Source organism: Streptomyces sp. NPDC053431 (genome assembly GCF_044544925.1).
Classification (GTDB): Bacteria; Actinomycetota; Actinomycetes; order Streptomycetales; family Streptomycetaceae; genus Streptomyces.
In genome coordinates, this window is record NZ_JBITXX010000001.1 from 391833 (window position 1) to 413198 (window position 21366).

Sequence of the window (21366 nt, forward strand, 5' to 3'; positions counted from 1 at the left end):
CAGGCCAATGGGACGTCGCGGCGGAGTGGACTCGTACGCGGCCCGGATGCGCAAGAGCGCCCACCGGGTCCGCGTCGCGCTGCGCCGGTCCGGGGTCGACTACTTCCGCGGCGACGGCTCCGACTGGGTCGCCCTCGTGGGACTCCTCCTCACCGTCCCGGCCATCGCCTCCGGCACCCTCGTGAACCCCGTGTGGTGCTCGCCGGTGGCGCTCGTGCTGCCGATCGTCGCCGGCGGGCTGATCCTGCGCCCCGCCAGCCTCCTCGGCCTGTACGCGGCGGCCGCGGGCGCGCTCATCGTCGAGTCCGTGGTGCTCGGCCCGTACACCCAGGGCCCCGCCCGGGTCACCCCCGGCACCGTCCTGGTCGTCGCCGCCTGCGGCCTGTTCGGACTGCTCATCGCCCAGTTCCGGGCCCGCGTCGGCGTGCCCTGGCGCCGGGGCGGCACCATGCTCTTCGACCTGCGCGAACGCATCCGCGTGCAGAGCGCGCTGCCCCGCCTCCCGGCCGGCTGGCACCGCGAGATGGCGCTCCGCCCGGCCGGCGGCCAGTCCTTCTCGGGCGACTTCGTCGTCGCGGCCCGCACCAACGGCGGCCGCACCCTGGAGGTCCTGCTCACCGACGTCTCCGGCAAGGGCATGGACGCGGGCTCCCGCGCCCTGCTGCTCTCCGGCGCCTTCGGCGGCCTGCTCGGCTCGCTGCCCCCGCACGGCTTCCTGCCCGCCGCCAACGCCTACCTGCTGCGCCAGGACTGGGACGAGGGCTTCGCCACCTCCATCCACCTCGTCCTCGACCTGGAGTCCGGCGACTACGAGCTCCTCTCCGCCGGCCACCTTCCCGCGCTCCAGCTGCACGCGGGCAGCGGACGCTGGGAGGAGAAGGCCGCCGAAGGCCCCCTCCTCGGCGTCTACGACGGCGCCGAGTTCCACCCGGTCAAGGGCTCGCTGCGCCCCGGCGACGTCCTCATGCTCTTCACCGACGGCCTCGTGGAGAGCGCCGACCGTGACATCGCCGAGGGCATCGACCGCCTCACCGGCGAGGCCGACCGCTATGTCACCGCCGGCTTCGAGGGCGCCGCCTGGCACCTCATCGAGGCCTGCGCGAAGGACGTCAACGACGACCGCGCGCTGCTCCTGATCAGCCGCGACGGCTAGGGCGCGGACCGAGGCCCGTCCGGCCGCCCGGGGCCGGCCCCCCGCGCCGGGTGGGGACAACCCCACCCATGATCCACCGGCCGCCGTCATGGTCCCCGACCTGCCCCGATCCGTACGTTCGTAGGGACGATCACGAACGTACGGAGGAACCCATGGCCCGGGACGCCGCCCCCACGACGGCAGCCGTCGAACTCACCGCGGTACGACGCCAGTACGGCAGGGGAGACCGTGCCGTGCACGCCCTGCGCGGCATCGACCTGAGCCTGCCGCGCGGCAGCTTCACCGCCGTCATGGGCCCCTCCGGCTCCGGCAAGTCCACCTTCCTCCAGTGCGCGGCCGGACTCGACCGCCCCACCGCCGGGTCCGTCCGGCTCGGCGGCACCGAGATCACCGGCCTCGGCGAGAACAGGCTCACCGAACTGCGCCGCAGCCGCCTCGGCTTCGTCTTCCAGGCCTTCAACCTGCTGCCCTCGCTCACCGTCGAGCAGAACGTCCTGCTCCCGCTGCGGCTCGCCGGCGGCCGCCCCGACCGGCAGCGCGCCGCCGAGGTCCTCGCCCAGGTCGGCCTCGGCGACAAGGGCGCCCGCCGGCCCTCCGAGCTGTCCGGCGGCCAGCAGCAGCGGGTCGCCATCGCCCGGGCCCTCGTCACCCGCCCCGACGTGATCTTCGGCGACGAACCGACCGGCGCCCTGGACACCACGACCGCCGGCGAGATCCTCGCCCTGCTGCGCGGCGCCGTCGACCGGCTCGGCGCGACCGTCGTCATGGTCACCCACGACCCCGTCGCCGCCTCCCACGCCGACCAGGTGCTCTTCCTCGCCGACGGCGCCCTCGCCGACCGCCTGCCCCGGTCCGCCCCGGCCCGGATCGCCGGCCGCATGACCGAGCTCACCGCCGCCGCCCGGGTCGGGGTGGCCGCCTGATGTTCCGCCCCAACGGCCTCGCCCGCGCCGCCGTCCGCTTCAAGCCGTCCTCCTTCGCCGGCACCTTCGTCGCCCTGCTGCTCGCCGCGGCCGTCGTCTCCGGCTGCGGCCTGCTCCTCCAGACCGGCATCACCGCCTCCGTCCCGCCCGCCCGCTACGCCGGCGCCCCCGTCGTCGTCGCCGCCGACCAGCAGGTGCACGTCACCGTCGACCGGGGCGCCGAGCGCGAGACCGTCTCCGCCGCCGTCCCCGACCGGGCCCGGCTCGACGCCTCCCTGGTGCGCGCCGCCGCCGCCGTCCCGGGCACCGCCCGTGCCGTCGGCGACGTCGCCTACCCCGTACGGGACGCCACCGGCGCCCCGCTCACCGCCTCCGGCTGGGGCTTCGCCGCCCTCACCGGCACCCGCCTCACGGCCGGCACGCCCCCGGGGCCCGGCGAGGCGGTGGCGGAAGGCGGCCACGCGCGCGTGGGGGAGCGGATCACCCTGGACACCCCCGCCGGCCGCACCACCCTCACGGTCTCCGGCACCACCGCGGCGCCCGGAATCCTGCTCTCCGACGCCCAGGCCCTCGCCCTCTCCGGGCATCCCGGTCTCGTCGACGCCGTGGCCGTCCGGCCCGAGGACGGCACCGCCCCCGGCACGCTCGCCGCCCGGCTGGACCGCGCGCTGCACGGCACGGCCGAGGTGTACACCGGGGACCGGCGCAGCCTCGCCGAAGGGGCCGCGCTGCCCGCCGCGAAGGAGATGCTGATCGCGCTCGGCGGATCCTTCGGCGGCACCGCCGCCCTCGTCGCCGTCTTCACCGCCGCCGGCACCGTCGCGCTCTCGGTGGGCCAGCGGTCCCGCGAGTTCGCCCTGCTGCGGGCGATCGGCGCGACCCCGCGCCAGCTGCGCCGCTCCATCGCCACCGAGTCCCTGCTGCTCGCGCCGCTCGCCGGCGCCCTCGGCTGCCTGCCCGGCCTCGCCCTCGCCACCTGGTGGTTCGGACAGCTCCAGGACAAGGGCGCGGTGCCCGAGGGCGTGCGGCTCGACACCGGCCCGCTGCCGTTCTGCGCCGCCGTCCTCGCCGTCGTCCTGACCGCCCTGCTCGCCGGACGCGCCGCCGCCCGCCGCCCCGCGCGCATCGCACCCGGCAGCGCCCTCGCCGAGGCGCAGGTCGAGCGGCGCGCGACCGGCCCCGTCCGTACCGCGTTCGGGGTGGCCGCCCTGGCCGGCGGTGTCGTGCTCGCCGGCGTCGCCGCCGCCCAGTCCGGCGAGAGCGCCGCCAACGCGGCCCTCGGCGTCGTCATGCTGTTCATGCTGGCCGTCGCCCTGCTCGGCCCGCTCATCGCCCGGCTCTGCGCGGCCCTGTCCGGGCTGCCGCTGCGCGCCTCCGGCGCCGCCGGACACCTGGCCGCCGCCAACTCCCGCGGCAACGCGCGCCGGCTGGCCTCCGCGCTCACCCCGATCGTGCTCGCGATGTCCTTCGCGTCCACCCTCGTCTTCCTGCACACCAGCGTCGACCGGGCCACCGAGCACCAGCAGCGGGCCGGAGTCGTCGCCGACCACGTCGTCACCGCCCCGGCCGGTCTCCCCGCCGGAGCCGTCGAACGCGCCGCCGGCCTCCCCGGCGTCACCGCGGCCGTGGCCGTCCAGCACACCGCGGTGCTCCTCCCCGACCGCGACGCGGGCTTCCGGAGCGCCACCGCGCAGGGCGTCTCCGCCGACCCCACCCCGGTCCTCGACCTCGACGTGCGCAGCGGCTCGCTCGCCGCCCTGCGCCCCGGCACGGTCGCGGTCGACGCCAACCTGGCCGACGCCGCGCACGTACGCCCCGGGCAGCGCCTCGACCTGCGGCTGCCCGACGGCCGCACCGCCTCGCCCCGGGTCGTGGCGACCTACGGCCGGGGCCTCGGCCTCGCCGAGGTCACCCTCGCCGCCGCCGACCTTGCCGGCCATGTCACCGTCCCGTACGCCGGGGAGCTCCTCGTCCGCGGCGGGCGGCCCGCCGATCTCGCCGCCCTCGGCACCGTCACCGACGCCGCCGGCCGGCTCGCCGCGCAGAGCCGCGACCGCGAGCTCAGTGCCTGGGCCAACACCACCATGGCCGCGGTCCTCGGCGGCTTCGCGGCGGTCGCCGCGGTCAACACCCTGGTGATGACCGTCCTCGACCGGCGCCGCGAACTGCGCACCCTCCGCCTCGTCGGCACCACCCGCCGCCAGGTCCTGGGCATGATCCGCCGGGAGTCCCTGCTCGTCACCCTGGCGGGCCTCGCGCTGGGCACCGGGATCGCCCTGGCCACCCTCGTGCCCATGACCCGCGGCCTGACCGGCGAGGGCCCGTACATCCCGCCGCTCGTCTACGGCTCCTTCGCCGTCGCCACCGTCGTCCTCGGTCTCGCGGCCACCGCCCTGCCCGCCAGGGCCGCACTACGCTGACCGCATGACCGGCACCCCGTACCTCACCCTGGCCGAGATCGAGGCCCTGGCCGTCGCCGCCCACGCGGGACAGACCGACAAGGCGGGCCGCCCGTACGCGGAGCACCTGCGGGCCGTCGCCGAGGGCGTGCGGGTACGGGGCGGCAGCGACGCGCAGATCGCGGCGGCCTGGCTGCACGACTCGGTCGAGGACGACGCCCTGTCCGAGGCGTGGCTGGCGGAGGCCGCCCTGCCGGCGGAGACCAAGGCGATGGTCCGGGCGCTCACGAAGCGCCCGGGGGAGGCCACCGAGGACTACACCCGTCGGATTCTGGCCACCCCCGGCGCGCTCCTGGTCAAGGAGTCGGACCTCGCGCACAACGCCGACCCGGACCGGCTGGCCGTCCTCGACGCGCCGACGCGGGAGCGGCTCACCGCCAAGTACGCCACGGTGCGCGCCCTGTTGGGGCTCGCGGCGCCCGGCGCCCCGACGCCGTGATCAAGACGAAATTCGTCACCTTGGCCTGATTCCTACGTCGACGATTCGTCACCCGGCCGCGGTGGGCAGGAAGTTGGTGGCACGATAGGTACGGCGGGGGTGTTCTGTGACGTGCGCTCCCGGGCGGCAAGGCGGGACCGACCGAGGGTGTGATCAGTTGTGGCCATTTCACTGTCCGTGGTGCTGCTGTTGGCGATCATCATGGTGGTGTTGATCCGTGGCGGGAACCTGAAGGCCGGACCGGCCGTCGTCGCGGTGCTCTTCGGCTTCTTCCTCGCCTCCACGGGCATGGCCGACGACATCCAGCGCTTCCTCGACTCGATAACGCAGACCGTCGGGTCCATCAAGTTCTGAGCCCGTACGAGCCTCGGGAGCGCGTACGGCCGACGCTTTCGCGCGCGTGCGACCGAAGGACGACGAAGGCCCGCCGGACGGTGTCCGGCGGGCCTTCGGTCGTACAGAGCGGGCGACGGGAATCGAACCCGCGTAGCTAGTTTGGAAGACTAGGGCTCTACCATTGAGCTACGCCCGCGAGCGGCGCGCGCCGTGACTGATCACCGCGGCGGCACGGACGCCATCGTAGCGGGTTCCGGCAGGTCCCCGCACACCCCTGGGAAAGTGGGGGCGTCGCACCGTCCCCGTCCATGTACCCTACGTGTCGCACCGACGGGGTGTGGCGCAGCTTGGTAGCGCGTCCGCTTTGGGAGCGGAAGGCCGTGGGTTCAAATCCCGCCACCCCGACCAGCCAAGATCACGTTGTGGGGCGCGTGGCGCTTGCGGTTACTATGCAAGCTGCGTGCCCGTGTGTCTCTCTGACCGGGCCGATCGGCCGGAACCGCCACAGGCGGCGCCGCCGGAAACCAGGAATCAGCCATCAAGGAGACCGAACCGTGAAGAGCGCCGTGGAGACCCTGAACCCGACCCGGGTTCGGCTCACTGTCGAGGTGCCCTTCGAGGAGCTCAAGGACAGCCTCGACGCGGCGTACAAGAAGATCAACCAGCAGGTCACGGTCAAGGGCTTCCGCAAGGGCAAGATCCCCGCGCGTGTCATCGACCAGCGGTTCGGCCGCGGTGCCGTGCTCGAGGAGGCCGTGAACGACGCCCTCCCGAAGCTCTACACCGAGGCGGTCAACGAGGCCGAGGTCAACCCGCTGGGTCAGCCCGAGGTCGACATCACCGAGCTGAAGGACGGCGAGAAGCTGGCCTTCACCGCCGAGGTCGACATCCGCCCGGCCATCGAGATCCCGGACTACTCCGGCATCGAGGTCGAGGTCGACGCCGTCGAGGTCACCGACGAGGACGTCGAGAAGTCCGTGGAGCAGCTGCGCGAGCGCTTCGCCTCCACCAACCCGGTCGAGCGCGCCGCCGCCGAGGGTGACGTCGTCACCATCGACCTCGAGGCCAAGGTCGACGGCGAGGTGCTGCCCGACGGCGTCGCCTCCGGCGTCTCCTACACCATCGGTTCGGGCGAGCTCCTCGACGGCATCGACGAGGCCGTCACCGGCCTGGAGGCCGGCGGCGAGGCCACCTTCACCTCGCAGCTGAAGGGCGGCTCCGCCGAGGGCAAGGACGCCGAGGTCACCGTCAAGGTCACCGCCGTCGCCGCCCGCGAGCTCCCCGAGCTGGACGACGAGTTCGCCCAGATGGCGTCGGAGTTCGACACCCTCGACGAGCTCAAGGCCGACAGCCGCAAGCGCCTCGAGAACATGAAGCAGTTCGACCAGGCCACCCAGGCCCAGGAGCGCGTCCTGGAGAAGTTCCTGGAGCTCGCGGAGATCCCCGTTCCCGAGAAGCTGCTCGAGGACGAGATCAACACCCGCAAGCACAACCTGGAGCACCACCAGCTCGGTCAGATGGGCCTGACCCTCGAGAAGTACCTGGAGTTCCAGGGCAAGACGGTCGAGGAGTTCGACGCCGAGACCAAGGAGCAGGCGGTCAAGGGCATCAAGACCCAGTTCCTGCTCGACGAGCTGGTCTCCAAGGAGCAGCTGAACGTGGACCAGGAGGAGCTCACCGAGCACCTCATGCGCCGCGCCGCCTCCTCCGGCATGTCCCCCGACCAGTTCGCCCAGGCCGTCGTCCAGGGCGGCCAGGTGCCGATGCTGGTCGGCGAGGTCGCCCGCGGCAAGGCCCTCGCGGTCGTCGTCGAGGCCGCCAAGGTCGTCGACACCAACGGCGACGTGGTCGACCTGTCCGACGAGGACGACGAGCAGGCCACCGAGACGGTCGAGGCCGTCACCGGTGACGCCGAGGTCGCCGAGGAGAAGTAAGGCTCACCGGGAGGCCCGCGCCTCGCGCTGAACCCCGCGCCACGGGCCCGGACGCACAGTCGTGCGCCGGGCCCGTGGACGTCACCGGGCCCTTCGGAAATCCCCTCGTGACCCGTTTATGCGCGCCCAACTACCTTGCGCTCCCAGCGAACAGTTCGGGAACCGGGATGGCGTTGTCCTACCTGCGCGTTAGGGTCCATGAATACGAGGGCACTGCCCTCAGAACGAGACGCGAGACGGCCCGGGGCCGTCGGAGACGAGCAGGTGGATACGTGACGAATCTGAAGCCTTACGCCGCGGGTGAGCCGTCCATCGGTGGCGGCCTCGGCGACCATGTCTACAACCGGCTGCTCGGCGAGCGGATCATCTTCCTCGGCCAGCAGGTCGACGACGACATCGCCAACAAGATCACCGCGCAGATGCTCCTCCTGGCCGCCGACCCGGAGAAGGACATCTACCTTTACATCAACAGCCCCGGTGGCTCGGTGACGGCCGGCATGGCCGTCTACGACACCATGCAGTACATCCCGAACGACGTCGTGACCATCGGTATGGGCATGGCGGCGTCGATGGGCCAGTTCCTGCTCACCGGCGGCACCCCCGGCAAGCGCTTCGCGCTGCCGAACACCGACATCCTGATGCACCAGGGCTCCGCCGGCATCGGCGGCACGGCCTCGGACATCAAGATCCAGGCCGAGTACCTTCTCCGCACGAAGAAGCGCATGGCCGAGATCACCGCGCACCACTCCGGTCAGACCGTCGAGACGATCATCCGCGACGGTGACCGTGACCGCTGGTTCACCGCGGAGGAGGCCAAGGACTACGGCCTCATCGACGACATCATCACCCACGCCGCGGGTGTCCCGGGCGGCGGCGGCACGGGCGCCTGAGCCGCAGGCAGCCCGCTCCAGAGCCCACGATCGCCCTCAGGATGGTGAACAGCCCCATGACCCCGAACTTCTCCGCGAGCGGCCTCTACACCGGCCCGCAGGTGGACAACCGCTACGTCGTCCCGCGCTTCGTCGAGCGCACCTCGCAGGGCGTGCGCGAGTACGACCCGTACGCGAAGCTCTTCGAGGAGCGCGTGATCTTCCTCGGCGTGCAGATCGACGACGCGTCCGCCAACGACGTCATGGCGCAGCTGCTGTGCCTGGAGTCGATGGACCCGGACCGCGACATCTCCATCTACATCAACAGCCCGGGCGGCTCCTTCACCGCCCTCACGGCCATCTACGACACGATGCAGTTCGTGAAGCCGGACATCCAGACGGTCTGCATGGGCCAGGCGGCCTCCGCCGCGGCCGTGCTGCTCGCCGCCGGCACCCCGGGCAAGCGGATGGCCCTGCCGAACGCGCGCGTGCTGATCCACCAGCCGTCCGGCGGCACCGGCCGTGAGCAGCTCTCCGACCTGGAGATCGCGGCCAACGAGATCCTGCGGATGCGCAGCCAGCTGGAGGAGATGCTGGCCAAGCACTCCTCGACGCCGATCGAGAAGATCCGCGACGACATCGAGCGTGACAAGATCCTGACCGCCGAGGACGCCCTCGCGTACGGCCTGATCGACCAGATCGTCTCGACCCGCAAGAGCACGGCCGCCGCGGCACACTGACGCTCGACCTTCCCTTGCCGCGGTTGGTGTGGCCGAATCCCGTCCATGCCAACCGTGCCAAGGGGGGCCCGAACGGGGGGCCCGGCAAGGTACCGTCGAATATGAGGCACCAGGAGTCGCTGAACCAAGCGCTCCCAGGCGAAGGGGAAGCACCTCGTGGCACGCATCGGTGATGGCGGCGACCTGCTCAAGTGCTCGTTCTGCGGAAAGAGCCAGAAGCAGGTGAAGAAGCTCATCGCAGGCCCCGGTGTGTACATCTGCGACGAGTGCATCGACCTCTGCAACGAGATCATCGAGGAAGAACTCGCCGAGACGAGCGAGGTGCGGTGGGAGGAGCTCCCCAAGCCCCGCGAGATCTACGAGTTCCTCGAGGGATACGTCGTCGGGCAGGAGCCCGCGAAGAAGGCCCTCTCGGTCGCGGTGTACAACCACTACAAGCGCGTCCAGGCCGGCGAGAACGGCGGCGGGCAGGGCCGGGACGACGCCATCGAGCTGGCGAAGTCCAACATCCTGCTCCTGGGCCCCACGGGCTCCGGCAAGACGCTGCTGGCCCAGACGCTCGCCCGCATGCTCAACGTGCCGTTCGCCATCGCGGACGCGACGGCGCTGACGGAGGCGGGCTATGTCGGCGAGGACGTCGAGAACATCCTGCTGAAGCTGATCCAGGCGGCCGACTACGACGTCAAGAAGGCCGAGACCGGGATCATCTACATCGACGAGATCGACAAGGTCGCCCGTAAGAGCGAAAACCCGTCGATCACGCGCGACGTCTCCGGCGAGGGCGTGCAGCAGGCCCTGCTGAAGATCCTGGAGGGCACCACGGCCTCCGTCCCGCCGCAGGGCGGCCGGAAGCACCCGCACCAGGAGTTCATCCAGATCGACACGACGAACGTGCTCTTCATCGTGGGCGGCGCCTTCGCCGGCCTGGAGAAGATCATCGAGTCGCGCGCGGGCGCCAAGGGCATCGGCTTCGGGGCCACCATCCGCTCCAAGCGCGAGATCGAGGCCAGCGACCAGTTCCAGGAGGTCATGCCGGAGGACCTGGTGAAGTTCGGGATGATCCCCGAGTTCATCGGCCGCCTCCCGGTCATCACCTCGGTGCACAACCTGGACCGCGAGGCCCTGCTCAAGATCCTGGTCGAGCCCCGCAACGCGCTGGTGAAGCAGTACCAGCGCCTCTTCGAACTCGACGGTGTGGAGCTGGACTTCGACCGTCCGGCGCTGGAGGCCATCGCCGACCAGGCCATCCTCCGCGGCACCGGTGCCCGTGGCCTGCGCGCCATCATGGAGGAGGTCCTCCAGTCGGTGATGTACGAGGTCCCGTCCCGCAAGGACGTGGCCCGCGTGGTCATCACGGCCGACGTGGTCCGCAACAACGTCAACCCGACGCTGGTCCCGCGGATCGTGCAGAACGACGGTCGGCACGAGAAGAGCGCATAGCGTCCGCGCACGCTGCGAGAAGGGGCGCCCCGCCGGTCTCACCGGCGGGGCGCCCCTTCGTCGTCAGGCGTCCGGTCAGGCCTTGACGCGAACTTCCGTCCGCAGCTTGGCCGTGGTGGCGGCGGCGGACGTGGGGTCGGTGCCCTTGCCCGCCAGCATCGAGGCCATGTCCATCGGGATCACGAAGCCCAGCGTGCTGTGGTCGCCCCACACGCACACCGTCATGGTGAACTCCTTCGGACCCGGGCTGGTGTCACCGGTGTCCGGCTTGCTCTTCATCTGCTGGCACTTGAGGATCGCGCCGTCGAGGCCGGCCGGCGAGTAGGACTGCGGCTCACCGACGAGCTCCGCCTCGCCGCTCTTGTCCTTCGAGGCCTCCGCCTTCATGCTCGCGAACACACCGTCGACGACCTTCTCGGGGTCGTCGATCTGGCCGTAGACGCCACCGAACTGGAGCAGCTTTCCGGCCAGCGGGTTCGACTCGTCCTTCACCTCGTACGAGGCGTCGACCTGCTTGGCGTTCTTCACGCCGTTCTTCTCGGCGTCCTTGAGGAAGTCGTCGTCGTCGCTGGACTTGCTCTCGTCCGGGGACTTCTTGTACTCGCCGAGCACGGTCGCCGGGGTGATCAGCTTGTGCGGGCCGTCGTCCGCGACGGAGGCGCCGCCGCCACCGCCGTTGCCGAGCACGAAGTACGCACCCACGGCGAGGGCCGCCACCACGGCGATGCCGCCGATGACCCAGCCGGCCTTGCCCTTCTTCGCCGGCGGCGGGGGCATGTAGCCGCCCGGGCCCTGGGGCGCGCCGTACGGGGGCTGCTGGCCGTACGGCGGCTGCTGGGGCTGCTGGCCGTAGGGGGCGGGCTGACCGTACGGGGGCTGCTGCGGCGGGACGCCCTGGGGGGCCTGCTGCGGGTAGCCGTAACCGGGCTGCGGCTGGCCGCCGTACGGGGGCTGCTGGGGCTGCTGGCCGTAGGGGCCGGGCTGGCCGTACGGCCCGGGCTGCTGCGGCTGGCCGCCGTACGGGCCCGGCTGGTTGTAGCTCATGGACAGGTTCCCCTCACAGGATGTTTATGCGTAGCGAACATCCTGTCGGAAGCCGTGCCGTGCCGGGGCGGTGGGGGTCACACCGTTACCGAACAATCGAGTTTCAGGAGGACCGTCGGACACCCCTAAACTGGCCCCGTGACCGAGAACACTCAGCAGCAGACAGCAGCCACCACCGAATTGCCGACCCAGTACACGCCGGCCGAGGTAGAGGGGCCGCTGTACGAGCGCTGGGTGGAGCGCGGGTACTTCGAGGCGGACGAGAAGAGCGACAAGCCGCCGTACACCATCGTCATCCCGCCGCCGAACGTCACCGGCTCGCTCCACCTGGGCCACGCCTTCGAGCACACGCTGATCGACGCCCTCACCCGCCGCAAGCGCATGCAGGGGTACGAGACGCTGTGGCAGCCCGGCATGGACCACGCCGGCATCGCCACCCAGAACGTCGTCGAGCGCGAGCTCGCCAAGGAGGGCAAGTCCCGCCACGACCTGGGCCGCGAGGCGTTCGTCGAGCGTGTCTGGCAGTGGAAGGCCGAGTCCGGTGGCCAGATCTCCGGTCAGATGCGCCGTCTCGGTGACGGCGTCGCCTGGTCGCGCGAGCGCTTCACCATGGACGAGGGCCTCTCGCAGGCCGTCCAGACCATCTTCAAGAAGCTCTACGACGACGAGCTGATCTACCGCGCCGAGCGCATCATCAACTGGTGCCCGCGCTGCCTCACCGCGATCTCCGACATCGAGGTCGAGTACCAGGACGACGACGGCGAGCTCGTCTCGATCCGGTACGGCGAGGGCGACACGGAGATCGTCGTCGCCACCACCCGCGCCGAGACGATGCTCGGTGACACCGCCGTCGCCGTCTACCCGGACGACGAGCGCTACCGGCACCTGGTCGGCACCGAGATCGAGCTGCCGCTGACCGGCCGCCGCATCCCGGTCGTCGCCGACGCGCACGTCGACCCGGAGTTCGGCACCGGCGCCGTCAAGGTGACCCCGGCTCACGACCCGAACGACTTCGAGATCGGCCAGCGGCACGACCTGCCGTCGATCGCCGTCATGGACGAGCACGCGGTCATCACCGTCCACGGCCCCTTCCTGGGCCTGGACCGTCTGGAGGCCCGCTCCGCCATCGTCGCCGCGCTGCGCGCCGAGGGCCGGATCGTCGCCGAGAAGCGTCCGTACACCCACTCCGTCGGCCACTGCTCGCGCTGCAAGACCACCATCGAGCCGCGCCTCTCCATGCAGTGGTGGGTCAAGGTCGGCCCGCTCGCGAAGGCCGCCGGTGACGCGGTCCGCGACGGCAAGGTCAAGATCCACCCGCAGGAGATGGAGAAGCGGTACTTCGACTGGGTCGACAACCTGCACGACTGGTGCATCTCGCGCCAGCTGTGGTGGGGCCACCGCATCCCGGTCTGGTACGGCCCGAACGGCGAAGTCGTGTGCGTCGGCCCGGACGAGGAGCCGCCCGCCGGCGAGGGCTGGCACCAGGACACCGACGTCCTCGACACCTGGTTCTCCTCCGGTCTGTGGCCGTTCTCCACGCTCGGCTGGCCGGAGCAGACCGAGAGCCTCGCGAAGTTCTACCCGAACTCCGTCCTCGTCACCGGCTACGACATCCTCTTCTTCTGGGTCGCCCGGATGATGATGTTCGGCCTCTACGCGATGGACGGCACCCCGCCGTTCCACACCATCGCGCTGCACGGCATGGTCCGTGACCAGAACGGCAAGAAGATGTCGAAGTCCTTCGGCAACGTGGTCAACCCGCTGGACTGGATGGACCAGTACGGCTCCGACGCCGTCCGCTTCACCCTGGCCAACGGTGCCAACCCGGGCGTCGACGTGCCGATCGGCGAGGACTGGGTCAAGGCCTCCCGGAACTTCGCCAACAAGATCTGGAACGCCACCCGCTTCGCGCTCATGAACGGCGCGACGATCGAGGGCGAACTGCCCCCGGTCGAGCAGCTGTCCGCGACCGACCGCTGGATCCTGTCCCGTCTCAACAAGACGGTCGCCCAGGTCGACGCGTACTACGAGGACTACCAGTTCGCGAAGCTCAGCGACGCGCTCTACCACTTCGCGTGGGACGAGGTCTTCGACTGGTACGTCGAGCTGTCGAAGACGACGTTCTTCGCCGGCGGCGACCAGGCCAAGGTCTCCGGCCGGGTCCTCGGCGAGGTCCTGGACGTCATGCTGCGCCTGCTGCACCCGATCGTCCCGTTCGTCACCGACGCCCTGTGGACCACGCTCACCGGCCGCGAGTCCCTGGTCATCGCCGAGTGGCCGACCGACAGCGGCTTCCGCGACGACGCCGCCGAGGCCGAGATCGAGAACCTGCAGCAGGTCGTCACCGAGGTGCGCCGCTTCCGCGCCGACCAGGGCCTCCAGCCCGGCCAGAAGGTCCCGGCCCGCCTGGAGCTGGACGGCACCCCGCTCGCCGCGCACGAGGCGGCCATCCGCCAGCTGCTGCGCCTCCAGCCGGAGGGCGAGGGCTTCTCCGCCACCGCCTCCCTGCCGGTCGCCGGCGCGACGGTCTCGCTCGACCTGTCGGGCACGATCGACGTCGCCGCCGAGCGCAAGCGCCTCGCGAAGGACCTCGCCGCCGCCGAGAAGGAGAAGGCGCAGGCCGAGGGCAAGCTCGGCAACGAGGCCTTCCTGGCCAAGGCGCCGGACAACGTGGTCGACAAGATCCGCACCCGCCTGGCCAAGGCGGAGGAGGACATCGCCCGCATCCAGTCCCAGCTGGAGCGTCTGCCGCAGGCGTGAGCCGTACGCCGAAGGCCCCCGGAACCGCACCTGGTTCCGGGGGCCTTCGGCGTTTCCGCCCGCGGCGCCGTCTCATGTTTCGGACAAACGGGGTCCTCGTGCCCCATCTCACATCAGACGGGACTTCAGGTCCACGGTGACGGGACCAAGGACCCGGGATGATGGAAGGCATGGTTCCTCTTCCCACCCCGTCCGCGCTGCGCCGCTGCGTGGACCGGTGGGCCGTGTCGCCCCGCGCCATGGACGCCGTCGCCGCGCTCAGCGCCTTCGGTCTCATGGTGCTGGACGTGCCGGGGCTCGCCCGCGAGGACAACTCCCTCACCGGCATCACCGCCACGCTGGTCCTCGCCTCCGGCGCGGCCACCCTCGTGCTGCGGCGGCGGGCGCCCTGGGTGCCGTTCGTGGTGGCGCTCGTCCTGATGGGCTGGCTGCACGAACTGACGATGATCCAGTTCGCGCTGTACTCGCTCGGCCGCTTCCGGGGCCGGCGGACCGCCGTCCTCGCCACCGTGCTGTACGTCGGCGCCGCCTACGCCTACTTCAACACCCCCGGCTGGCCCGACCGGCACGGCGAGACCCTCAGCGACTTCCTGAGCCTCGTCGTCCCCATCGGCGTCCTCGCCGCGGGCGTCGGCATCGCCGCCTCCCGCCACGACCTCGTGCGCGCCCTGGAGGTCCAGCGCCGCGAGGCCGCCGCCCGGCAGGCCGTCCAGGAGGAGCGGATCTCGGTCGGGCGCGACGTCCACGACCTGGTGGGCCGCGAGCTGACCGTGCTCGCGGTGCGGGCCGAGGTGCTCGCCGTACGGGCCAGGGGAGCGGCGTACCAGCAGGACTTCGAGGAGCTCGCCGACACCGCCCGGCGCGCCCACCACATGCTCAACGAGACCCTCGTGCGGCGCGCCGACGGGGGCGCCGCCACCCCGGGTCTCGAGGGGCTCGCGGCCCTCGCGGACGAGAGCGAGCGGATGGGCAGCCCCGTGGACGTCCGCGTGGCCGAGGAGGCGAAGGCGCTGTCGCCGCTGCGGCAGGCGGCCGTGCACCGGGTGGTCCGGGAGTGCCTGACGAACGCGGCCAAGCACGCGCCCGGTCTGCCGGTGAGCGTGTCGATCACGGTCGAGGGTCCCGCGCTGCGCGTCGAGGTCCGCAACCCGCTCGCCCCCGCCCCGCCGGACCGGGCGCCGGTGTCGACCGGCACTGGCCTGTTCTCCATGGAGGAGCGGGTCACCAGCATGGGCGGCACCCTCGACGCCCGCCGCGAGCGCGGCGCGTACGTGGTGACGGCCACCCTGCCCTCGGGCCTCGCCCACTAGAGGCACCCGGGGCGCGGCCGGGCGTCGTGATCCGGCCGGGCGTCCAGGACCGGCCGGTCCGGCGGGTGGTCGGTTCCGGCGGGCGGTCCGTTCCGGCGGATCCGTGCGCCCGTGGGGTTTTGCTCCTGAGCAGGTGCGGGTACCCGCAGGGTCCACGGAAGGAGTGATGCGCCATGGCCGACGACCGGGACTTCTACTCGCGCGACCGGCCGGACCACCCCCGCCTCGCCGAGGACCGTCCGCGCGGCGGCGGCCCCGAGGATCCGGGGCGACGCGGCCACTGGCCCGTCTGGGCCGTCATCATCGGCATCGTGGTCGTGATCGTCCTCGTCACGGTCCTGCTGGGCTGAACACCCGCCGTGCCGGCCCGGCCGCATGACGGTCCTTGATCGTCGTGCCCGCCGGGCGGCCCGGCGGGCGGTGGGCCGAACGTCCCGAATGGGGTGGGTCCGTGGTCCTGTCGGAGCCGCTCCGTAGACTGGGTGCGTGAGTGAGCCGAGCGACCCGCGCGACCAGTTCGACGACAGCGACCAGGGCGACCTGTTCGACGACATCGTCGACACCGAGACGACCCGCGACCCGGACCTGGCGGTGATCGAGGCCGGCAGCCGCACCCTGCGCGCCATGGCCGGTCCGCCGCAGGGCGACCCGGTGCCCTCGCGTCCCGCCGACCCCGAGGTCGACAAGGCGCTGCGCGAGGTCGAGACCGAGCTGTCGACCCGCTGGGGCGAGACCAAGCTGGAGCCCTCGGTCACCCGTATCGCCGCCCTGATGGACGTCCTCGGCGAGCCGCAGCGCGCGTATCCGTCGATCCACATCACCGGCACCAACGGCAAGACGTCCACCGCCCGCATGATCGAGGTCCTGCTCGGCGCCTTCGACCTGCGCACCGGGCGCTACACCTCGCCGCACGTGCAGACCATCACCGAGCGCATCAGCCTCGACGGCGCCCCGATCGACCCCGAGCGCTTCATCGAGACGTACCAGGACATCAAGCCGTATGTGGAGCTGGTCGACGCCCGCGAGGAGTACCGGCTCTCCTTCTTCGAGGTCCTCACCGGAATGGCGTACGCGGCCTTCGCCGACGCCCCGGTCGACGCGGCCGTGGTCGAGGTCGGGATGGGCGGCACCTGGGACGCCACCAACGTCATCGACGCCTCGGTCGCCGTCGTCACCCCGATCGACCTGGACCACACCGACCGGCTGGGCGACACGCCCGCCGCGATCGCCGGCGAGAAGTCCGGGATCATCAAGCAGGGCGCGACGGTGATCCTCGCCCAGCAGCCGGTGGACGCGGCCCAGGTGCTCCTGAAGAAGGCCGTCGACGTCGACGCGACGGTGGCCCGCGAGGGCATGGAGTTCGGCGTCGTCTCCCGCGAGGTGGCCGTCGGCGGCCAGCTCCTCACCCTGCGCGGACTCGGCGGCGAGTACGACAACGTGTTCCTCCCGCTGTACGGCGCGCACCAGGCGCACAACGCGGCCGTGGCGCTCGCCGCCGTCGAGGCCTTCTTCGGCATCGGCTCGCAGCACGCCCGCACCCTGGACCTCGACACCGTCCGCCGGGCCTTCGCCCAGGTGGCCTCGCCCGGCCGGCTGGAGGTCGTGCGCTCCTCGCCCACGGTCATCCTGGACGCCGCGCACAACCCGCACGGCGCCCGTGCCACGGCCGACGGCATCACCGAGTCCTTCGGCTTCTCCCGGCTCATCGGCGTGGTTTCCACCAGCGCCGACAAGGACGCCCGCGGCTTCCTGGAGGCCTTCGAGCCGATCTTCGCGGAGGTCGTGATCACGGCGAACTCCAGCCCGCGGGCCACCGACGTCGACGCGCTCGCCGCGATCGCGGTCGAGGTCTTCGGCGAGGAGCGGGTGGTCGTCGAGCCGCGGCTCGACGACGCCATCGAGGCGGCGATCACGCTGGCCGAGGAGGAGGACGAGTACGCGGGCGCGGGCGTCCTCGTCACCGGTTCGATCTTCACCGTCGGCGACGCCCGACTGCTCCTGAAGCGAGGCTGAGCCGATGCGGGTGCTGTGTTCCTCGACGCTGATCGGCGAGTTCTTCGTCATCGGCTTCGCCGGGCTCGTCGCCATGAAGGACGACACGCTGGCGATGTCGACCGTGTGGTGGGTCTGCGGGATCGCCATGGTCCTGTCGGTGCTGCTCTGCGGGATGATCACCCGTCCGGGCGGCGTCCAGCTGGGCTGGGCGCTGCAGATCGCGCTGATCGCCAGCGGCTTCGTCGTGCCGATCATGTTCTTCCTCGGGGCGGTCTTCGCCGCCCTGTGGTGGGCCTCCGTGCACTACGGACGCAGGATCGACACCATCAAGGCCGACTGGGCCGCGCGCCAGGGCTCCGCAGGGCCTGACGCTGCGTGATCGGGGCCGGTCCGGGCCCTGTAGATTCGTCAGTCCCGCACACCGTTGTCTGAAGGAGTTCCACCGTGAGCCAGCGATCCCTCGTCCTGCTCAAGCCCGACGCCGTCCGCCGTGGCCTGATCGGCGAGATCATCGGCCGTATCGAGCGCAAGGCGGGCTGGACCATCACGGCCCTGGAGATGCGCGAGCTGGGCCAGGAGACGCTGGAGCAGCACTACGGCGAGCACAAGGGCAAGCCCTTCTACGAGCCGCTGATGGGCTTCATGCAGTCCGGCCCGGTCGTCGCGCTCGTCGTCGAGGGCGAGCGGGTCATCGAGGGGCTGCGCACCCTCGCCGGTCCGACCGACCCGATCGCCGCCGCCCCGGGCTCCATCCGCGGCGACTTCGGCACCATCGTCCGCGAGAACCTGATCCACGCCTCGGACTCCGAGGAGTCCGCCGCCCGTGAGCTGAAGATCTTCTTCCCGGGTCTCTCCTGAGGCCTGCGCTGACCGGGCGTCAGCCGATCAGCGCCATGACCAGGGGGCGACCGAAGGAATTCGGTCGCCCCCAGGCATATGAACGACGAACCCGGGAACGGATCGCCGCGTCATTCCGTCACCTATACAGAGGTGGACTGAGGCGGTCCGCCGCGCGGTATCCGCGCGGGCAGCACTACGATGGAAAACTCCACGCCGCACCACCTTCAGCCACCACCTCGCCGACCTGAGAAGCCGTCAACGCTCCGATAGGGAAGGCCCGACGCATCCTCATGGGAAACAAGGGGAACTCAATGTCGTTCATCGGCCGTGACATGGCTGTCGACCTCGGGACCGCCAACACGCTGGTGTACGTCAGGGGTCGAGGCATCGTTCTGAACGAGCCGTCCGTCGTCGCCATCAACACCAACACCGGCGGCATCCTCGCGGTCGGTGCCGAGGCGAAGAAGATGATCGGCCGGACGCCTGGCAACATCGTCGCCGTCCGCCCGCTCAAGGACGGCGTGATCGCCGACTTCGAGATCACGGAGCGCATGCTCCGCTACTTCATCCTCAAGATCCACAAGCGCCGCTACCTGGCCCGCCCGCGCGTCGTGGTGTGCGTGCCCTCCGGCATCACCGGGGTCGAGCGCCGCGCCGTCATCGAGGCCTCCACCCAGGCCGGCGCCCGCCAGGTGCACATCATCGAGGAGCCCATGGCCGCGGCCATCGGCTCGGGCCTCCCGGTCCACGAGGCCACCGGCAACATGGTCGTCGACATCGGCGGCGGCACCACCGAGGTGGCCGTCATCAGCCTCGGCGGAATCGTCACGGCACAGTCCATCCGGGTGGCCGGCGACGAGCTCGACAACGCGATCATCCAGCACATCAAGAAGGAGTACTCCCTCCTTCTGGGTGAGCGCACCGCCGAGCAGATCAAGATCACCATCGGCTCCGCCTACGACCTCGACCAGGACGAGCACACCGAGATCCGCGGCCGCGACCTGGTCTCCGGCCTGCCCAAGACCGTCGTCATCTCCGCCGCCGAGGTCCGCAAGGCCATCGAGGAGCCGGTCAACGCCATCGTCGACGCGGTGAAGACCACGCTCGACAAGTGCCCGCCCGAGCTCTCCGGTGACGTCATGGACCGCGGCATCGTTCTCACGGGTGGCGGCGCCCTGCTCCGCGGACTCGACGAGCGCCTCCGGCGCGAGACCGGCATGCCGATCCACATCGCCGAGGACCCGCTGGACTCGGTGGCGCTCGGATCCGGCAAGTGCGTCGAGGAGTTCGAGGCGCTCCAGCAGGTGCTCGACGCCCAGCCGCGCCGCTGACACCACCACCGCTCCCACAACTCCATCACCACCCCCCGGGCCCCGGCCCGGGGGCCCCGCCACAGCCACGTCACAACCCGAAAGGCACGGCCGCCGCACGTGAGGGACACACGAGAGAGCCGGCTGCTTCTGGTGCTGCTGATCGCCATCGCGTTCGCACTGATCACGGTGGACATCCGAGGAGGCCAGGAGTCGCCGGTCGACGGTGCCCGACAGGCCGCGGCCGCGGTCTTCGGTCCCGTCGAGAACGGAGTCGCCTCGGCGGTCGACCCGATCGGCAACGCCATAGGAGCGGTCCGCGACTCCGGGGAACGGCACAACCGCATCGCCGCCCTGGAGCAGGAGAACGCCGCCCTCAAGGCCAGGCTCGGCAGCGACGACCGCAACCGCAGCCGGCTGCGCGAGCTCGACGCCATGCTGAAGACCGCCGGCGCCGGGCAGTACGGCATCAAGGGCGCCGAGGTCATCGCCATAGGAGCGGCCCAGGGCTTCTCCTGGACCGTCACCATCGACGTCGGCGCCCGCGACGGCATCCGCCGCGACATGACCGTCCTCAACGGCGCCGGACTCGTCGGCCGCGTCACCACCGTCGGCCCCTCCACCTCCACCGTGCTGCTGGCCAACGACCCGGACTTCACCGTCGGCACCCGCATGGAGAAGACCGACGAACTCGGCTTCGCCACCGGGCAGGGCGACCGCCCGCTGCTCGTCCAGCTCCTCAACGGCAAGGCGAAGGTGAAGCCCGGCGACCGGCTCGTCACCTTCGGCTCGCAGGCCGACAAGCCCTTCGTGCCTGGCGTGCCCGTCGGCGAGGTGGTCCGCGTCGACCCCTCGGGCGGCGGCCTGACCCGCAACGTCTACGTCCGCCCGTACGTCGGCTTCACCAAGCTCGACATCGTCGGCGTCGTCGTCCAGGCCCCGCGCACCGACCCGCGCGACATGGTGCTGCCGCAGAAGCCCAAGCCGGCCCCGACCGTCACCGTCACGGTCACGCCCACGCCGACGGCGACGCCCTCCGGCGGAACGCAGCCCGGCCGGTCCACGCAGCAGCCGGGCGACCAGCCCGCGCAGAAGCCCGACGACCAGAACCAGGCGCAGGACCAGTCGCAGGACCAGGGGGAGACACCGTGAAGTTCAACCGCATCCTCCTCTCGGCCGTCCTGGTCGTCGTCGCGCTCGTCGTCCAGGTCTCCGTCCTCGCCCGCCTCCAGCTCCCCGGCGCCGTCCCCGACCTCGTCCTGCTCACCGTCGTCGCCCTCGCCCTCGCGTACGGACACGTCACCGGCGCCCTCGTCGGCTTCACCGCCGGCCTCCTCGCCGACCTCGCCCCGCCCGCCGACCACGCCGCCGGGCGCTACGCCCTCGTGCTCTGCGTCGTCGGCTACCTCTGCGGACTCGCCCGCCCCGAGAACGGCCGGCTGAAGTCCGCCACCGGCCCGATGACCGTGGTCGTCGTCGCCGCCCTCGGCTCCACCCTGCTCTACGCGGGCGTGGGCGCCCTGGTCGGCGACACCGCCGCCCGCCATGTGGGCCTCGGTTTCCTGCTGTTCACGGCGGCCCTCTACGACCTGCTCCTCGCGCCCTTCGCCGTGCCGCTGATCATGGCGCTCGCCCGGCGCGTGGACAACGACCCGCTCGCCGAGACCGGAGCCAACGGAGCCGACGTCTCCTCCGGCTGGCTCTCCTCCGGCACCGGCCTGAGGATCGGCAACCAGCGCGGCGGTCTGCGCGTCATGGCCGCCCGGACCCGCGCCTCACGCGCCGGACGCATCAAGGGAGTCAAGCGACTGTGA

The 21366-nt window shown here is 71.5% G+C and carries 19 protein-coding genes and 2 tRNA genes; 19 read left to right on the plus strand and 2 right to left on the minus strand.

The genetic code is table 11. The features are described 5' to 3' along the window. The first annotated feature begins 7 nt into the window (after positions 1–7). The 5 genes from ACIGXE_RS01630 (at position 8) to ACIGXE_RS01650 (ending at position 5328) form a co-directional block, all read left to right on the plus strand. Positions 8–1153, plus strand: a complete 1146-nt coding sequence (locus tag ACIGXE_RS01630; protein WP_399741385.1) for a PP2C family protein-serine/threonine phosphatase — start codon at positions 8–10, stop codon at positions 1151–1153. Positions 1154–1305: 152 nt separating this feature from the next. Beyond that, positions 1306–2076: an ABC transporter ATP-binding protein gene (locus tag ACIGXE_RS01635; RefSeq protein ID WP_399741388.1), complete on the plus strand. Its 771-nt coding sequence runs from the start codon at positions 1306–1308 to the stop codon at positions 2074–2076. After that, the gene (locus tag ACIGXE_RS01640) at positions 2076–4496 is read left to right on the plus strand and encodes an FtsX-like permease family protein (protein WP_399741391.1); all 2421 of its coding nucleotides are present in this window, start codon (positions 2076–2078) and stop codon (positions 4494–4496) included. The genes ACIGXE_RS01635 and ACIGXE_RS01640 overlap by 1 nt, the downstream gene beginning before the upstream one ends. Before the next feature lie 4 nt (positions 4497–4500). Beyond that, positions 4501–4974, plus strand: a complete 474-nt coding sequence (locus ACIGXE_RS01645; protein ID WP_399741394.1) for an HD domain-containing protein — start codon at positions 4501–4503, stop codon at positions 4972–4974. A 159-nt stretch (positions 4975–5133) separates the two neighbouring features. After that, positions 5134–5328 carry a hypothetical protein gene (locus ACIGXE_RS01650; protein WP_365340041.1) on the plus strand — a complete coding sequence of 65 codons (195 nt, stop codon included), beginning with the start codon at positions 5134–5136 and terminating at the stop codon, positions 5326–5328. 107 nt (positions 5329–5435) lie between these two features. On the opposite strand, the gene ACIGXE_RS01655 is transcribed toward ACIGXE_RS01650, so the two are convergent. Then, a tRNA-Gly gene (locus ACIGXE_RS01655) sits at positions 5436–5506 on the minus strand. Between the two features lie 135 nt (positions 5507–5641). Between ACIGXE_RS01655 and ACIGXE_RS01660 the strand changes: the two genes are divergently transcribed. The 5 genes from ACIGXE_RS01660 (at position 5642) to clpX (ending at position 10293) form a co-directional block, all read left to right on the plus strand. Further along, positions 5642–5718, plus strand: a tRNA-Pro gene (locus ACIGXE_RS01660). A 146-nt stretch (positions 5719–5864) separates the two neighbouring features. Next, positions 5865–7244 carry a trigger factor gene (tig, locus tag ACIGXE_RS01665; protein ID WP_399741397.1) on the plus strand — a complete coding sequence of 460 codons (1380 nt, stop codon included), beginning with the start codon at positions 5865–5867 and terminating at the stop codon, positions 7242–7244. Positions 7245–7516: 272 nt separating this feature from the next. Next, positions 7517–8134, plus strand: a complete 618-nt coding sequence (locus tag ACIGXE_RS01670) for an ATP-dependent Clp protease proteolytic subunit (RefSeq protein ID WP_399741400.1) — start codon at positions 7517–7519, stop codon at positions 8132–8134. Between the two features lie 56 nt (positions 8135–8190). Beyond that, positions 8191–8853, plus strand: a complete 663-nt coding sequence (locus ACIGXE_RS01675) for an ATP-dependent Clp protease proteolytic subunit (RefSeq protein ID WP_399741403.1) — start codon at positions 8191–8193, stop codon at positions 8851–8853. Between the two features lie 156 nt (positions 8854–9009). After that, positions 9010–10293 (plus strand): ATP-dependent Clp protease ATP-binding subunit ClpX, encoded by a 1284-nt coding sequence (clpX, locus tag ACIGXE_RS01680; RefSeq protein ID WP_399741406.1) that lies wholly within the window; start codon positions 9010–9012, stop codon positions 10291–10293. A gap of 75 nt (positions 10294–10368) precedes the next feature. Here clpX and ACIGXE_RS01685 read toward each other — a convergent pair whose 3' ends face one another. Further along, positions 10369–11337, minus strand: coding sequence for a hypothetical protein (locus ACIGXE_RS01685; protein ID WP_399741409.1), 969 nt, complete (start codon positions 11335–11337; stop codon positions 10369–10371). Between the two features lie 138 nt (positions 11338–11475). Between ACIGXE_RS01685 and ACIGXE_RS01690 the strand changes: the two genes are divergently transcribed. The 9 genes from ACIGXE_RS01690 (at position 11476) to mreD (ending at position 21366) form a co-directional block, all read left to right on the plus strand. Beyond that, positions 11476–14097: a valine--tRNA ligase gene (locus ACIGXE_RS01690; protein WP_399741412.1), complete on the plus strand. Its 2622-nt coding sequence runs from the start codon at positions 11476–11478 to the stop codon at positions 14095–14097. 170 nt (positions 14098–14267) lie between these two features. Further along, complete coding sequence (locus ACIGXE_RS01695; protein WP_399741415.1) at positions 14268–15407, plus strand: sensor histidine kinase; 1140 nt, start codon at positions 14268–14270, stop codon at positions 15405–15407. Between the two features lie 173 nt (positions 15408–15580). Further along, a complete protein-coding gene (locus ACIGXE_RS01700; protein WP_399741418.1) occupies positions 15581–15757 on the plus strand; it encodes a hypothetical protein in 177 nt (58 codons plus the stop codon). Positions 15758–15893: 136 nt separating this feature from the next. After that, positions 15894–17420 carry a bifunctional folylpolyglutamate synthase/dihydrofolate synthase gene (locus ACIGXE_RS01705; protein ID WP_399741421.1) on the plus strand — a complete coding sequence of 509 codons (1527 nt, stop codon included), beginning with the start codon at positions 15894–15896 and terminating at the stop codon, positions 17418–17420. Between the two features lie 4 nt (positions 17421–17424). Beyond that, positions 17425–17781 carry a DUF4233 domain-containing protein gene (locus tag ACIGXE_RS01710; protein WP_399741423.1) on the plus strand — a complete coding sequence of 119 codons (357 nt, stop codon included), beginning with the start codon at positions 17425–17427 and terminating at the stop codon, positions 17779–17781. 65 nt (positions 17782–17846) lie between these two features. Further along, positions 17847–18260 (plus strand): nucleoside-diphosphate kinase, encoded by a 414-nt coding sequence (gene ndk, locus ACIGXE_RS01715; RefSeq protein WP_399741427.1) that lies wholly within the window; start codon positions 17847–17849, stop codon positions 18258–18260. A 293-nt stretch (positions 18261–18553) separates the two neighbouring features. Next, on the plus strand, positions 18554–19573 hold the full coding sequence (locus tag ACIGXE_RS01720; RefSeq protein WP_046905593.1) for a rod shape-determining protein: 1020 nt from the start codon (positions 18554–18556) through the stop codon (positions 19571–19573). Positions 19574–19672: 99 nt separating this feature from the next. Further along, entirely contained in the window at positions 19673–20704 is a 1032-nt protein-coding gene (gene mreC, locus ACIGXE_RS01725) for a rod shape-determining protein MreC (protein WP_399741431.1), read from the plus strand. Beyond that, entirely contained in the window at positions 20701–21366 is a 666-nt protein-coding gene (gene mreD / locus ACIGXE_RS01730; protein WP_399741434.1) for a rod shape-determining protein MreD, read from the plus strand. The genes mreC and mreD overlap by 4 nt, the downstream gene beginning before the upstream one ends.